The organism is Streptacidiphilus sp. MAP12-20 (genome assembly GCF_041262525.1).
In the GTDB taxonomy this organism is placed as follows: domain Bacteria; phylum Actinomycetota; class Actinomycetes; order Streptomycetales; family Streptomycetaceae; genus Streptacidiphilus.
This window is the reverse complement of record NZ_JBGCCK010000010.1, coordinates 1-13,854: the sequence shown is the minus strand read 5'-3', so window position 1 is coordinate 13,854 and position 13,854 is coordinate 1. Positions and strand designations below refer to the sequence as shown.

At 71.3% G+C, this 13,854-nt stretch carries 13 protein-coding genes; 4 read left to right on the top strand and 9 right to left on the bottom strand.

Annotated elements, in window-relative coordinates:
* Positions 1–44 precede the first annotated feature (44 nt).
* Positions 45–1,451: a DUF222 domain-containing protein gene (locus tag ABIA32_RS15315; protein ID WP_370095191.1), complete on the top strand. Its 1,407-nt coding sequence runs from the start codon at positions 45–47 to the stop codon at positions 1,449–1,451.
* A 78-nt stretch (positions 1,452–1,529) separates the two neighbouring features.
* On the opposite strand, the gene ABIA32_RS15310 is transcribed toward ABIA32_RS15315, so the two are convergent.
* The 3 genes from ABIA32_RS15310 to ABIA32_RS15300 form a co-directional block, all read right to left on the bottom strand.
* Positions 1,530–2,192 (bottom strand): TNT domain-containing protein, encoded by a 663-nt coding sequence (locus ABIA32_RS15310; protein WP_370095189.1) that lies wholly within the window; start codon positions 2,190–2,192, stop codon positions 1,530–1,532.
* A 155-nt stretch (positions 2,193–2,347) separates the two neighbouring features.
* Positions 2,348–4,531: an alkaline phosphatase family protein gene (locus ABIA32_RS15305; protein WP_370095188.1), complete on the bottom strand. Its 2,184-nt coding sequence runs from the start codon at positions 4,529–4,531 to the stop codon at positions 2,348–2,350.
* 195 nt (positions 4,532–4,726) lie between these two features.
* Positions 4,727–5,554 (bottom strand): aldo/keto reductase, encoded by an 828-nt coding sequence (locus tag ABIA32_RS15300; protein WP_370095186.1) that lies wholly within the window; start codon positions 5,552–5,554, stop codon positions 4,727–4,729.
* A gap of 206 nt (positions 5,555–5,760) precedes the next feature.
* On the opposite strand from ABIA32_RS15300, the gene ABIA32_RS15295 reads away from it, so the two are divergent.
* Positions 5,761–7,842, top strand: coding sequence for a phosphocholine-specific phospholipase C (locus tag ABIA32_RS15295; RefSeq protein WP_370095184.1), 2,082 nt, complete (start codon positions 5,761–5,763; stop codon positions 7,840–7,842).
* On the opposite strand, the gene ABIA32_RS15290 is transcribed toward ABIA32_RS15295, so the two are convergent.
* Positions 7,748–8,464 (bottom strand): MFS transporter, encoded by a 717-nt coding sequence (locus ABIA32_RS15290; RefSeq protein ID WP_370095182.1) that lies wholly within the window; start codon positions 8,462–8,464, stop codon positions 7,748–7,750. The two genes, ABIA32_RS15295 and ABIA32_RS15290, sit on opposite strands and share 95 nt — an antisense overlap.
* Positions 8,465–8,550: 86 nt before the next feature.
* Here ABIA32_RS15290 and pip point away from each other — a divergent pair, with 86 nt between their 5' ends.
* Complete coding sequence (pip, locus tag ABIA32_RS15285; RefSeq protein WP_370095180.1) at positions 8,551–9,519, top strand: prolyl aminopeptidase; 969 nt, start codon at positions 8,551–8,553, stop codon at positions 9,517–9,519.
* Positions 9,520–9,662: 143 nt separating this feature from the next.
* Here pip and ABIA32_RS15280 read toward each other — a convergent pair whose 3' ends face one another.
* The 3 genes from ABIA32_RS15280 to ABIA32_RS15270 all read right to left on the bottom strand — a co-directional run bounded on the left by ABIA32_RS15280 (position 9,663) and on the right by ABIA32_RS15270 (position 10,855).
* On the bottom strand, positions 9,663–9,866 hold the full coding sequence (locus tag ABIA32_RS15280) for a cold-shock protein (RefSeq protein WP_370095179.1): 204 nt from the start codon (positions 9,864–9,866) through the stop codon (positions 9,663–9,665).
* Between the two features lie 239 nt (positions 9,867–10,105).
* Complete coding sequence (locus ABIA32_RS15275; RefSeq protein WP_370095178.1) at positions 10,106–10,576, bottom strand: hypothetical protein; 471 nt, start codon at positions 10,574–10,576, stop codon at positions 10,106–10,108.
* Positions 10,577–10,666: 90 nt separating this feature from the next.
* The gene (locus ABIA32_RS15270) at positions 10,667–10,855 is read right to left on the bottom strand and encodes a hypothetical protein (protein WP_370095176.1); all 189 of its coding nucleotides are present in this window, start codon (positions 10,853–10,855) and stop codon (positions 10,667–10,669) included.
* A gap of 138 nt (positions 10,856–10,993) precedes the next feature.
* Between ABIA32_RS15270 and ABIA32_RS15265 the strand changes: the two genes are divergently transcribed.
* Positions 10,994–11,233 carry a hypothetical protein gene (locus tag ABIA32_RS15265; RefSeq protein WP_370095174.1) on the top strand — a complete coding sequence of 80 codons (240 nt, stop codon included), beginning with the start codon at positions 10,994–10,996 and terminating at the stop codon, positions 11,231–11,233.
* Positions 11,234–11,372: 139 nt separating this feature from the next.
* Here the strand turns inward: ABIA32_RS15265 and ABIA32_RS15260 are convergent, their stop codons facing one another.
* Both ABIA32_RS15260 and fabG read right to left on the bottom strand, forming a co-directional pair.
* Positions 11,373–12,914, bottom strand: coding sequence for a long-chain fatty acid--CoA ligase (locus tag ABIA32_RS15260; RefSeq protein WP_370095172.1), 1,542 nt, complete (start codon positions 12,912–12,914; stop codon positions 11,373–11,375).
* Positions 12,911–13,669 (bottom strand): 3-oxoacyl-ACP reductase FabG, encoded by a 759-nt coding sequence (gene fabG / locus ABIA32_RS15255; protein ID WP_370095170.1) that lies wholly within the window; start codon positions 13,667–13,669, stop codon positions 12,911–12,913. The genes ABIA32_RS15260 and fabG overlap by 4 nt, the downstream gene beginning before the upstream one ends.
* Positions 13,670–13,854: the final 185 nt, after the last annotated feature.

The following is a 13,854-nucleotide window of genomic DNA, read 5'->3' as shown; positions in this document are numbered from 1 at the left end:
ACGCCTCGATGTTCGGGGGCGGGTGTGAAGACGGAGATGCGTCCATGGGTGAGGGCTGTTCTGGCCCCTCGCTCGGGGATGTGTTCCGTGCGGACCCGCTGACCCCCAAGTCTTCCCGCCAGGCCCGCGCTTGTGCGGAGCCCCTCCGCACCCTGCCCGCTTCCGCCCTCTCGTTCCTCGCTGCTCTGGCGGCGGAGGACGATGAGGTGCTGCACGCGGCCGGGGCCCGGTTCCAGTCCGAGCAACTCCTGGCGCTGGTGCGGTTCGAGGAGATGGTGGGCGCGGAGTTGGCGCGCCGCCTGGCGGTGTTCGACCGCACCGGCGGCGCCACCGCCGTCCGGTCCCGCACCACGAAGGGCTTCCTCCGCACCCACGGGCAGCTCGCGGAAAAGCACGCGAACCAGCTGGTCGGCCGGGCCCGGGACCTGGACAAGCTCCGCAGCGTCCGCACCGCCCTCGCGGCGGGTGAGCTGTCCTCGAGCCAGGTGGAGGTCATCGCGAAGGAGATCGCGCCGGTCGAGGACCCGCAGGCCCGCCAGCAGGCCGAGGAACTCCTCATCGCCCAGGCCAAGGTCCTGCACCTCGCGCACCTGCGGACGGCCGCCCAGCAGGTCCACGCCCACCTCGTCGCCGAGGAAGACCCCAAGAACGAGGATGTCCCCGCGAGTTTCCAGTCCTGGGCGAAGCTGTCGCCGACCGGCACCTCGGACGACCCGTTCTGGGTCCTGTCCGGGGAACTGTCGCCGGTGGTGGGGGAGAAGCTCCGCGTCGCCTTGGAGGCCGCCATGGGGACGCCGGTGGACGGGGACCCGCGCACGCACGCGGAGCGGATGGGCGACGCGTTCGAGACCGTCGCCGACCTGGCGCTCGGATCGGACAAGCTGCCGACCACGGGTGGTCAGCGTCCGCACCTGACGCTGATCGCGGACCTGGACGCCCTGCGGAACACCTGCCCCACCCACCCCACCCTCGACCACGACGAGTCCGAGGACGACGAGCCCGAAGAGGGTGGGGATGACCTGTCGGGGCTGCTGCGCCCTCGGGTGGCGGCGACCACGACCCGGGGCTACCAGCTGCCCGCCTGGCAGGCGCGCAAGGAAGCCTGCGACTGCCAGCTCCGTGTCATCCTGACGCGGGGCCAGGACAAGCCCGTCTCCATCGGCCGTGCCACCCGCACCGTCCCCGCGCACCTGCGCGACGCGGTCATCGCGCGGGACCGGCACTGCGTCTGGCCCGGCTGCACCCGCCCCCCGACCTGGTGCGAAGCACACCACCTGACCCACTGGGCCGACGGCGGCCACACCAGCCTCGACAACCTCGCCCTGCTGTGCGGCGAACACCACACCGACCTCCACCAAACCGGCTGGGAACTCGAAATGATCAACGGCCAACCCCAAGCCGTCCCACCACCCGACACCCCACCACCCCCCAACACCAGATACCCCCGATAACGAGCCAGCGTGCCGACGAGCCGCCCCACCAGGCGGCCCACCGGCACGCCCACACGCATGTACGGAACGGACCGGGCGTCAGATCAGCCGCTCCAAGTACCCGTTGTTGACCAGCCACAGAACGTTCAGCTGAGTCGGCCCGCCCGGGACGAGCGTGGCGTCCAGCTGGTACTGCCAGCCCAACCCCGGCTGGTTGAACCAGGGGGCGATGGGGCCCGCGTCGACCTCGAAGGTCTTCAGCACGCGGTAGTCGTGGTAATTGCAGGCAGCCGGTGGCTGGCCGTCCAGGCTCTGCGGTGGGATGGCGCGGGAGGCGTAGGGGAGGCCCTCGGGGGCGAGGAAGGAGCCGTACTCGCTGCCGAAGCGGTCGATGTCCTGGCCGGGGGCCAGGCGTTCCTTGATCTCCGCGGGCTTTCCGTTGGGAAGCAGCAGGTAGCCGTTCTGCGGTGGGTAGTGCCAGCCGCCGGCGCCGTTCCAGGCGGTCGGATCCCAGTACTGGGCGAGGAAGGCGCTGTCGGAGGCGCCGCCCGTGCGCTGGTAGCCGACGAGCTCGTGGCCGACTGGGCCGGTGGTGGGGAGTTGTTCCGGGCCGAGGCGCTTGTCACCGTGATCGAAGGAGGCGGAGCAGGCGTCGCTGGGGAGGGTGTCGGCGTGCGCGGCCGGAGCGCCCGAGAGGGCTGTGACCGCGACGACGAGGGTGAGTCCGGCACCGAGCTTGGCGAGTTTCTGAGCAACCGTCATAGATCCGATCAAAGCACGCCCGACCATGCACAAATCAATGAGTAGACGAATTCATCACCCGAAAGAGAACACGGCCCGCCGGGACACGAAGGGCCAGGAGGCCCGGGGCCCGAACACCGTGCCGAGCCCCGGCGGACCGCCTCCCTCAACGGCCCCTAACCAGCACGGTGTTCCACCAACGGGAAGCGTCCGGCGTCACTGTGCGCGATGCCCACCGCCCACAACTGCCCGTCCACAGCGCTTATCCCGCCCAGCACGGTGTCACCGACCCCCGGGTCGGGCGCGCCCGCCGCCTGCCAAGCGCCGTGCGCGTACGAGGCCACGACCGGCGCCTGATTGCCGGTCGCCGCGTTGTACCAGCTGCCGACCAGCCACGGTGTGCCGTTCGCAACGGCGACCCCGGTCACGTTGGTGAACCCGGATCCCAGCCCGGTGACCAGCGAGGCCGTCCAGCGACCGTCGGCCAGGTGCAGTGCCAGTGGCCGGGCCGCGTGGCGGGCGTCGTCGCTCTGCCCGACCGCCCACACCTGACCGTTCCCCGCTACGGCGACACCCTGCAACAGTGCGCCGCTCGTTCCCGCACCCGGTACGTCCACGACCGACCATCGCGCCCCGTCGAAGTGCTCGACCAGCGGCGCGTCCCCCGCCAGGCCGTCGCGCTGTCCGACCGCCCACACGTCGTCAGCGCCGTGCGCCGCCACGCCGTACAGGTGGTCGCCGGTCACGCCGGGGTCGGGAACCGGGACCACGTGCCAGGCGCGCCCGTCGAAGTGCTCGACCAGCGTGCCGAAGGTGCCGTCCGCGCTCTCCCGGTCGCCGACCGCCCACACGTCCTGCGCCGAGACGGCCGTGGCCGAGTAGAGCGTGTCGTGCACCGAGTCGAGCTTCGGCAGCGCCGCAGGGTGCCAGGCCGCGCCGTCCCAGGCCTGCACCAGGCTGTGGGTCTGGTAGTGGCTGTCGGTCGCCACGCCCACGGCCCAGGCGCGGCCGGGCACGGCGGCGACCCCGAACAGCGTGTTGAAGTTCGGTCCCACGTCCGGCACCGGCGTCGAGGTCCACGAGGTCCCGTCGTAGTGCGCGGCCACGCTCAGCGTCGCGTCCGTGTTGCTGCCAGGCGCGTCCGGGAGGAAGTTGCCGACCGCCCACACGTCGCTCGCCGAGACCGCGGCGACCGAGCCGAAGGAGTTGTCCGCGCTGCCCAGCATCGGGGCCGGCTGCACGGTCCAGCCGGCCGAACTGGAGCTGTCGGGGGTCTGCGAGACCGGCTCGCTCGGCAGCGGGGTCGGCGTGGCGTAGCTCGGCACCGATATCGGACGGAACGGCCGCGCGGGCGAGCCGGAGCCCGTCACCGCGAGCAGCGGAGCGAGCGTGTTCGTGCCCGGGTCGCACGAGTGCTGCAGGCAGTCGACGCCGAAGTCGTCCTGCAGGGTGCGCAGCAACGAGTAGTGGCTGTAGGCCGTGTCGTCCGCGAGATGACGCGGTCCGTGGCTGGTCACGACCACGTTGGCGGTCCGCCCGCCGCCGCCGACGTTGTCGTCGCCCTCGTCGTAGACGATGTCGATCGCGTTGTTGCCGTGCGCCCAGAACGACGCGCCGGTGATCGCGGCGACCAGCTGCCCGAGCTGCCGGTCGCCCTGGGCGACCAGCCGCTGGTCCTGCGGGTCCGCGCCGCCGAGGTTGCCGGAGTCGATGCAGTAGGGCGGGTCGCCGTGCTGGTCGAGGCACTCACTCGGGATGACATAGCCGAACGCGGGCACATGGCCGCTGTTCAGATCGGCCGTCAGTTGCCGCAGCGGTACCTGGCGGGCGCGGTCGGCCGGGTTCCAGGACGAGGTGAAGTTGGTGATCCCGTTGTGCTTGGAGACGTAGAGCGGATCCTTGTCCGGGACGCCGTTGCAGTTGGCCGGGTAGCACATGCCCTGGTAGCCGGGGTGCGGCAGGTTCTGCAGGTAGGTCTTCCAGCCGACGTGTGCGCTGTCGAGCTCGCTGATCAGGCTCGGGGCGTCGACCTTGTTGACGTAGTACGGGTTGTCGTCCTGGACGCCGAAGGTGCTGCCGCCCAGCATGGCGACGTAGTTGGGCTCACTGGGGTGGGAGACCGCGTAGTAGCGGGTCGCCGAACCGTACTCGGTGGCCAGCGCGTTGAGGTTCGGCGCGGCCGGATTGCCGATCAGGTCGCCGTAGCCGTGGTTCTCCTCGACCACCACGAACACGTGGTCGTAGTGCGGAGCCTGCGGCGAACCGGTGGGGGAGTGGGCTGAGGAGGCCTGCGGTGCGAACAGCAGGCCGGCGACCGCGACGCCGGCGACGCCGAGCGTGCGGAGATTCGCAGCGGACATGGTCCGTTCCCTTCGTGCCGTCAGATGCCGGAAGATGCCGTGCAGGGGAGGGGCACTGGAACCGTTCGGGACGGCATCATGTCGGCGCGAAGGGACGGGGCGGACCGCGCTGGCGCACCCGCCAGGGGAACACTTCGTGAACGCAGGGAGCCCGAAGCTCCGGAACGGCTGGGGGCGCGCAGGAGGGGTCGGGTGCTATCCCATCCAGTCGAAGGTGTCCGGGTCGGGGCCGATCCGACCGCCCCGGTCCAGCTCCGCGATCAGCGCGAGGTCGTCGGCGTCCAGGGTGAAGTCGAAGACCTCGATGTTCTGCCGGATCCGCTCCGGCGTCACGGACTTCGGGATCACGATGTTGCCCAGCTGCAGGTGCCAGCGCAGCACCACCTGGGCCGCGGTCTTGCCGTGCTTGGCGCCGATCGACACCAGCGACTCGTCCTCCAGCAGCCCCCGGCCCTGCCCCAGCGGGCTCCACGCCTCCGTCGCCATGCCGTGCGCGGCGTGCAGCGCGCGCAGCTCCTGCTGGGTGAAGTAGGGGTGGAGCTCGACCTGGTTCACGGCCGGCGCCAGCCCGGTCTCGGCGAAGAGCCGCTCCAGGTGCTTCGCGTTGAAGTTCGATACGCCGACCGCCCGAGCCCGCCCCTCGGCGTGGATCTTCTCCAGGGCCCGCCAGGCGTCGGTGTACCGGTCCCGGGAGGGTACCGGCCAGTGGATCAGGTACAGGTCGATGTAGTCCAGGCCGAGCCGGGAAAGGCTCGCGTCGAAGGCGCGCAGCGCGCTGTCGTGGGCGTGCTCGGTGTTCCACAGCTTGGTGGTGACGAAGAGTTCGTCGCGCGGCAGGCCGCTGTCGCGCAGGGCCAGGCCGACGCCGGCCTCGTTCCCGTAGATCGCGGCGGTGTCGATGCTGCGGTAGCCGGAGGCCAGCGCCTCGCCGACGACGGTGCGCGCCTCGGCGTCCGGCACCTGCCAGACGCCGAAGCCGAGCTGGGGCATGGTCAGACCGTTGTTCAGGGTGATCGTCTGCATGGAAACCAGTCTGCCAGCCTGGCACCGCCGTCCCGGCGAGGCACAGCCGCGCCGCGCCCCGCTACGCCTGCGAGCACCCACGTGTGCGCAGGGTTCGCTCTCGGTTCGCCGCGCGTCTCCCGCTCCGCCCCCGCTCGTTATCGCCCGTCTGCAGACAATCTGCCCTGCACCCACCGAGCCGGAAGCACCAACAGACCGGAGCCCTCATGTCCTCGCTGAACCGACGCCGCTTCCTGCAGCTCGCGGGCGGTACCGCCGCCGCGTCCATGCTGTCCACCAGCATCGCGCGTGCCGCGTCCATACCCGCGAACCGTGCCACGGGCAGCCTGCGCGACGTCGAGCACATCGTCGTGCTGATGCAGGAGAACCGTTCCTTCGACCACTACTTCGGCACCCTGCGCGGCGTCCGGGGCTTCGGCGACCCGCATCCGGTCACGCAGCCGTCCGGCAAGCCCGTCTGGTACCAGAACGACGGCGGCGCGAACGGCGGCAAGGACGTCCTGCCCTTCCACCCTGACGCGCCCGACCTGGGCCTCCAGTTCCTCGAGGACCTCCCGCACGACTGGAACAGCACGCACGGCGCGCTGAACCAGGGCCGCTACGACCGGTGGGTGCCCACCAAGAGCGCCACGACCATGGCGCACCTGACCCGCGACGACATCCCCTTCCACTTCGCGCTGGCCGACGCCTTCACGGTCTGCGACGCCTACCACTGCTCGCTGCTCGGCCCGACCGACCCGAACCGCTACTACCTGTGGACCGGGTACACCGGCAACGACGGCAAGGGCGGCGGCCCGGTCATCTCCAACGCCGAGGCCGGCTACGCCTGGACGACCTACCCCGAGCGACTGGAGCAGGCGGGCGTCTCCTGGAAGATCTACCAGGACATCGGCACCGGCCTGGACGCGAACGGCTCCTGGGGCTGGACCAACGACGCCTACATCGGCAACTACGGCGACAACTCGCTGCTCTACTTCGACCAGTACCGCAACGCCAAGCCCGGCGACCCGCTCTACGACAAGGCGCGCACCGGCACCGACGTCAGCACCGGCGGCGGCTTCTTCGACATCCTGCGCGCCGACGTCAAGGCGGGCACGCTGCCCGAGGTCTCCTGGGTGGTCGCCCCCGAGGCGTTCACCGAGCACCCCAACTGGCCGGTCAACTACGGCGCCTGGTACATCTCACAGGTCCTGGACGCGCTCACCGCCGACCCTGAGGTGTGGAGTCGCACCGCGCTGCTGATCTGCTACGACGAGAACGACGGCTTCTTCGACCACGTCGTCCCGCCCTTCGCCCCCACGAACAGCGCCCAGGGCGCGTCCACGGCCGACGTCACCCAGGAGCTGTTCACCCCGGCAGCCGGCAGCCACGCCGTCGCGGGCCAGTACGGGCTCGGCCCGCGCGTGCCGCTGCTGGTCGTCTCGCCCTGGAGCACCGGCGGCTACGTCTGCTCGCAGACCTTCGATCACACCTCGGTCATCCAGTTCATCGAGCAGCGCTTCGGCGTCCACGAGCCCAACATCTCGCCCTGGCGCCGGGCCGTCTGCGGCGACCTGACCGCCGCCTTCGACTTCCGCCGCCACGCCGCGAAGACCCCGGTGCTGCCCTCCACGGCCGGCTACGTTCCCAAGGACGCGAACCGCCACCCCGACTACGTCCCCACCCTGCCCGCCAACCCGGCGCTGCCCAAGCAGGAGCCCGGCACCCGCCCGGCCCGCGCCCTGCCGTACGACCTCGCCGCCGATGGCCGCCTCGACGGGCAGGGCGCACTCACGGTCGACTTCGCCAGCCACGGCCGCGCCGGCGCGAGCTTCCTGGCGACCTCGACGACGCCCGGCAGCACCGGACCGTGGACGTTCACGGTCGAGGCCGGCCGCAGCCTCATCCACAGCTGGCCCGCCGCAGGGCCCGGCGCCACGGCCTACGACCTGACCGTCCACGGCCCGGCCGGCTTCCTGCGTCAGTTCCGCGGCGAGCCGGGCGCCCTGGGCGCCGAGGTCGCCGCCCGCCACGAGGGCGACAGCGGCGAGCTGCGGCTGACCCTGACCAACCACGGCGCCACCACCCTGCGCCTGGTCGTGGTCGACGCCTACGGCGAGCACGCCCCGGCCAAGCTCCAACTGCGCCCCGGCGCCACCGCCGTCCACCATGTCGCCACCCACGGCACCGACGGGTGGTACGACGTCTCCGTCCTCACCGACCAGCACCCCTCCTACCTCCGCCGCCTGGCTGGCCACCTCGAAACCGGCCGTCCGAGCACCAGCGACCCGGCCATCGGCCGGGCCTGACCGCAGATCCGCCGCGCGCCGCCGATCCGCCACGCGGCGAGGGCGGGCCTCCGAACCAGCCGGAGGCCCGCCCTCGTGTCGTGCGGTGGCCGTGGCCAGTACGCGCCCGTGCACGACGAGCCGGCGCTATGGAAGTACCGGCAGCACCGCCCACAGCTTGAGACGGGGACCCCGGCCAACGACGGATCGGACTCTCGTGCCCCCGGGGGGCGCCACCCCGCCTCAGGTCAGTCGATGCCGCGGACGCGCAGCACCGCCCCGCGCCGATCAGCGAGATCACCGCGGCGACGGGGAACAGCGCCCCATAGCCGAACTGGGTGACGATCCAGCCCGCCACCGTCGGAGCCAGGATCTGCGGACCGGCGTTGGCGATGTTGATCACGCCAAGGTCCTTGCCCGCGTCCTCGGTGCGCGGCAGCGCCTTCGTGATCAGAGCCATGTCGACGGCCATGTAGACGCCGAACGCGACGCCGCCCACGATGTTGTAGCCGAGCATCCCGCCCTCAGTCGGCCACATCATGGGGATGGTCAGCGCGGCGGCCGCGACGATGCCGGAAACCAGCACGAAGGGCTTCATCCGGCCGACCTTGTCGACGAGCGGGCCGACCAGCACCGACGCCACCACCGTGAACGGCGGCCGACCCTTGGGGTAGCCTCGCGAGGTTGTTCGTCCACCCGCAGTTCGTCCACCCGCAGAAGGAGACCGCGATGGCTGTCCAGCCCTTCCCGCCGATCGAGCCGACGGAGTCGGGTCTCCTGGACGTGGGCGACGGGCAGCAGATCTACTGGGAGGTCAGCGGCAACCCCGCCGGCAAACCGGCCCTGGTCGTCCACGGCGGGCCGGGCAGCGGCGGCAAGCGTGGCGCGCGACGGATGTTCGATCCGGCGGCCTACCGGATCGTCCTCTTCGACCAGCGCGGCTGCGGCGAGAGCCGCCCGCACGCCGGGGACCCGGCGGTCGGCCTGGCGGACAACACGACCGAGCACCTGATCGCTGACATGGAGCGGTTGCGCGAGCATCTCGGCATCGACAAGTGGCTGCTGTTCGGAGGGTCCTGGGGGTCGACGCTGACCCTCGCCTACGCCGAGCGCCACCCCGGACGCGTCTCCGAGATCGTCATCAGCGGCGTCACCACGACCCGGCCGGAGGAGACGCAGTGGCTCTACCACGGCGTCGGCCGCCTCATCCCCGGCCCCTGGGAGGCGTTCCGCGACGCGGTGCCGGCCCAGGAGCGCGACGGCAATCTCGTCGCCGCCTACAACCGGCTGCTGAACAGCCCGGACGCGCCGACCCGCGAGAAGGCCGCCCTCGACTGGTGCGCCTGGGAGGACGCGGTCATCGCGCACGAGGTACTCGGCCACCCAGGCGCGTACAGCGACCGTCCGGACGCCGACCTGATGGCCTTCGTCCGCATCTGCGCTCATTACTTCGCCCACGACGCCTGGCTCGAGGACGGCCAACTCCTGCGCGACGCCCACCGCCTGGCGGGCATCCCGGCCGTCCTGATCCATGGCCGGCTCGACCTGGGCAGCCCGCTGAACACCGCGTGGGAGCTGTCCAAGGCCTGGCCGGACGCCGAATTGCAGGTCGTCGACGACTCCGGCCACACCGGCAGCCCCGCCATGCGCGACGCCGTCCTGACCGCGATCGCCCGCTTCGCCCCGACGGAGCGCTGAGGGGCACTGAGGGGTGCTGAGGTCGCCGAGGGCGTTCCACGCCCCCGTCAGGAACATGCAACGAACGCGAGGGCCCGCCGGAGCGGACCCTCGCGTGTCGTGCGATCAGTGCATCAGTGCATCAGTGCGTCAGCGTCAGCACATCAGATGGTGCGGACGTTGCCGGCCTGCGGGCCCTTCTGGCCCTGCTCGACGTCGAACTCGACCTTCGCGCCCTCGTCGAGCGAGCGGAAGCCGCTGCTGTTGATCGCGCTGTAGTGGACGAACACGTCGGCGCCGCCGCCGTCCTGCTCGATGAAGCCGAAGCCCTTCTCGGCGTTGAACCACTTCACGGTTCCGGTGGCCATGCTTGTCTCCCTGTCCGGGATCACGGGGTCAGCCATTGTGCGGACCCCTTGGGTGAGTTGATCGCCCGGGTCCTCGGATCTGCTGGTCAAGCTGGACTTCGAACCGCGCGTTCGAGCAGCACGCTACAACGACCGTGTTCGCTTGGCTACAGGGTGTCCAGGGAACGGTCCGCCGGAACAGCCGAAATCCGGCGATCTGTCCAAGTCCGTTCTGGGCACGATCGGGTGGAGCCACCCGGTCAGGCCCGCTTCCTCCGGTTGCGCTGGCGCTGCTGGTAGCCGGCGTCGAGCGCGGACAGCGGAGTGGGCATCAGGGCGCGGACGGGGATCCGGTACGCGCGGGCGATCTGTCGCTCCAGCTTGTTCGGCCCCGACCACGCCCGGCGGTGCGCGGCGGCGAGCTTCGCTCCGGTCCCGAGGTGGGCGCTGGCGACGTGAGCGAGTGCCGCGGCCACCTCCGCGGGGTCGGCGCCGGAGGCGATTCCGGTCCACTGAAGTCGCACCCCGAGGTCTTCGAGCTGCTCGCCCGCGATCCCGAGCGCCCGGCCGAGGCGATCCATCGCAGCGGTGAAGGATTCGGGGTCTCCGCTGAAGCCGGGGGGTTCATGGAGGGGTTCATGGACGTCGCCGCCGGCCCGCCAGCGCATGCTGTCGGCGCTGCCCTGCCAGTCGTCGAGGGGGCCGTCGATCAGCCCGAGGATGTCGCTCACGCCTCCATCATCCTCTGGCATGCGGGCTGCCGGGTCGGTCTGGGGGGCCGGGCTGCGGGGCCGGTCAGCGGGGTCAGTCTGCGGGGCCCGTCAGCGGAGGCAGTGCGAGCAGGGCCTGCGGCGTACCAATGCCTCGCCGAGGGGCATGTGCTGGACGTCGGCGTCGGTCCAGCCCTGGGTCCGAGCGGTCGCCCGGCCGGCCTGGAACAGTTCGCAGGTCTCGCGGGCGTGGTAGCAGTCGCTGGCGGCGGTGGTGATCACAATCTTGGGTGTGGCCATGCCCTGATGCTCCTCCCCACGGCGGCTCACGGCCAGGGTGCGGGCAGGTCCGGGTTGCCGACGCGGGCGCGGGCGGGAAGACGACCGTCGCGCACGCGTCGAGATGCCGGACCCCGAAGCAGCCGCGACCCTGGAGCCATGACCGCCTCGACCTGGCCGAACCAGGAATGCCCCGTCTACGTCGCCTCGCTCATGCCGGGCCAGGCCCAGCGGATCGTCCAGATCATGCGCGCCGACGGTACCCTCACCGAGCCGGAGGGCTGCCGCAACGCCCACGAACTCGCGCGGCTCGTCCATCACGAACGCCCCGACGTCGACCTCGCCGATCCGGCCCAGACCTACTGGGTCGACCGCCCCGGCCAGTGGCCGGCGGCCTGAGGCGACAGAGCGGCGCCGCCGTTCCCCACGCCGCTCGGAGCATCGCTCAGCTCCCGCCGTGAGCCGGGCACGGCGGCGGAGACCCGACCCGTGCCGGATCTCCGCCCACCTGCCGGTGCGCGCCCCTCGGTCGCCGCCGTCACTGGTACCGTGCGCGCAGTTCCCGCTTGAGGACCTTGTGGCTCGGCCCCAACGGGTAGGAGCCGGTGAACTCCACCCGGCGCGGGTACTTGTGCTTGGCCAGGTGCTCCTTGGACCAGTCGATGATCTCCTGCGCCGCCGGCGCGGGTGAGACGGCCGGGTCCAGGACCAGGACCGCGCAGACCTCCTCGCCGTGCACCGGGTCCGGCAGGCCGATCACCGCGGCCTCCGCCACCGCCGGGTGGCGCAGCAAGGTCTCCTCGACCTCCCTCGGGTAGACGTTGAAGCCGCCGCGGATCACGATGTCCTTCTTGCGGTCCACGATCGACACGAAGCCGTCCGCGTCCTTCGTGCCCAGGTCGCCGGTCCGGAACCAGCCGTCGATCATCGCCGCTTCGGTCGCCTCCGGGCGGCCCAGGTAGCCGAGGAAGACGTTGTGCCCACGCACCACGACCTCGCCCAGCTCGCCGACGCCCAGCAGCTCCACCCGCTCGTCGACCTCCGCGCGGGCTATCTCCACGTCCACGCCCCACACCGGGTGGCCCACCGTCCCGGCCCGGGTGCCCAGGTCCGGCTGGTTGACCGAGGCGGTCGGCGAGGTCTCCGACAGGCCGTAGCCCTCGCAGATCGAGGCCGAGAACACCTCGTTGAACCGCTCCAGCACAGTCACCGGCAGCGACGCGCCGCCGGAGATGCACAGCCGCAGCACTGGCAGCGGGCCGTCGAAGCCCTTGGCGGCCTCCAGCAGCGCGATGTACATCGTCGGCACGCCCTGGAAGGAGTTGACGCCCTCACGGATCATCAGGTCCAGCGCCTGTCCCGCGTTGAAGCGCGGCAGCAGCACCAGCGTCGCGCCCGCCCGCCAGGTGGTGTTCATGGCGACGGTCTGCCCGAAGGTGTGGTACAGCGGCAGCGCGCCCAGCACCACGTCCTCGGGGGAGGTGTGGTTGGCGTCGAACGCGTTCACCATCGCGTTCATCACCAGGTTGAGGTGCGAGAGGACCGCGCCCTTCGGTTGGCCGGTGGTGCCGCTGGTGTAGAAGACGACGGCCGGGTCCTCGGCCTCGCGGGTGACGAAGTGGCGCAGCGGCGTGGCCTTCTCGGCGAACTCCTCCAGTCGGCCGAGCGCGCCGGGGACCGGGACCGCCGGCCCCACCGTGACCAGCGGCACGCCGGTTTCGGCCGCCGCGCCCGCCGCGACGATGGCGTTGGCCGCGTGGGCGACGAGCAGCTGCGCGCCCGAGTCGCGCAGCGTGTAGGCGACCTCCTCGGCCGTCAGCAGCAGGTGCACCGGCACCACGACGCCGCCCGCCGCCAGGATCGCGTAGTAGCCGCGCGGGAACTCCGCCACGTTGGGGGCCATCAGCGCGACCCGGTCGCCCGGCTTGACGCCGAGCTGCACCAGGGCGGCGGCCTGCGCCAGCACCTGCTGCCACAGTTCGCCGAAGGCGAGTCGCGTCTCGCCCTCCACCAGGGCGAGCTTGCCGGGGCGGCGCCGCGCGTTCTCGGCGAGGACCGAGGCCAGCGACAGCATGGTCACCGGGCACCGCCGTTGACGTAGAGGGTCTGGCCGCTCACGTACGAGGCGTCCTCGGACGCGAGGAAGGCCACCACGTTCGCGACGTCCTCCGGCTGCCCGACGCGTCGCAGCGGCGTGCGCTCGGCGGCGAGCGTCTGGTGCTCCTCGGCGCTCGCGCCGACCCGCTCCGCGGTCGCCGCGGTCATCGAGGTGGCGATGTAGCCGGGCGCGACGGCGTTGACGTTGATGTTGAACGGGCCGAGCTCGATCGCCAAGGTGGCGGTCAGGCCCTGGATGCCGGCCTTGGCGGCGGCGTAGTTCGCCTGGCCCCGGTTGCCCAGTGCGGACCGCGACGACAGCGAGACGATCTTGCCGTACTTCTGCGCGCACATGTACTTCTGCGCGACGTGCGAGCAGTTGTAGGCGCTGGTCAGATTGACCGTCAGCACCGCGTCCCAGTCGTTCTTCGGCATCTTGAAGAACAGATTGTCGCGGGTGATCCCGGCGTTGTTGATCAGGATGTGGATCGCCCCGAAGTCGGCGGCGATCTGCGCGAAGACGGCGTCCACGGCGTCGTAGTCGGCCACGTCGCAACCGTAGGCGCGGGCGGTGCCGCCCTTGGCGAGGATGGCGTCGACGGTGGCCTGCGCGCGCTCGGCGGTCAGGTCGACGACGGCGACGTGGGCGCCCTCCTCGGCCAGACGCGCGGCGGTGGCGGCGCCGATGCCCTGGGCTGCGCCGGTGACGACGGCCACGCGGTCGGTGAAGCGGCTCATTGCGATGTGCTCCTGAACTCGGGTGCGTGCGAGTTGGGTGGGGTGGTGAAAGCGAGCGAGCGGGTGGCTAGTGCGGCACTGGTCCAAGCACTAGTAGATTGTCGCGGCTAAGTGTCTTTCTGATTGGTGGAGTTGGGCAGAATCCTCCTGTCGCTTCCTTTCGGCCGTCAGGGGTGCCGTGTCCT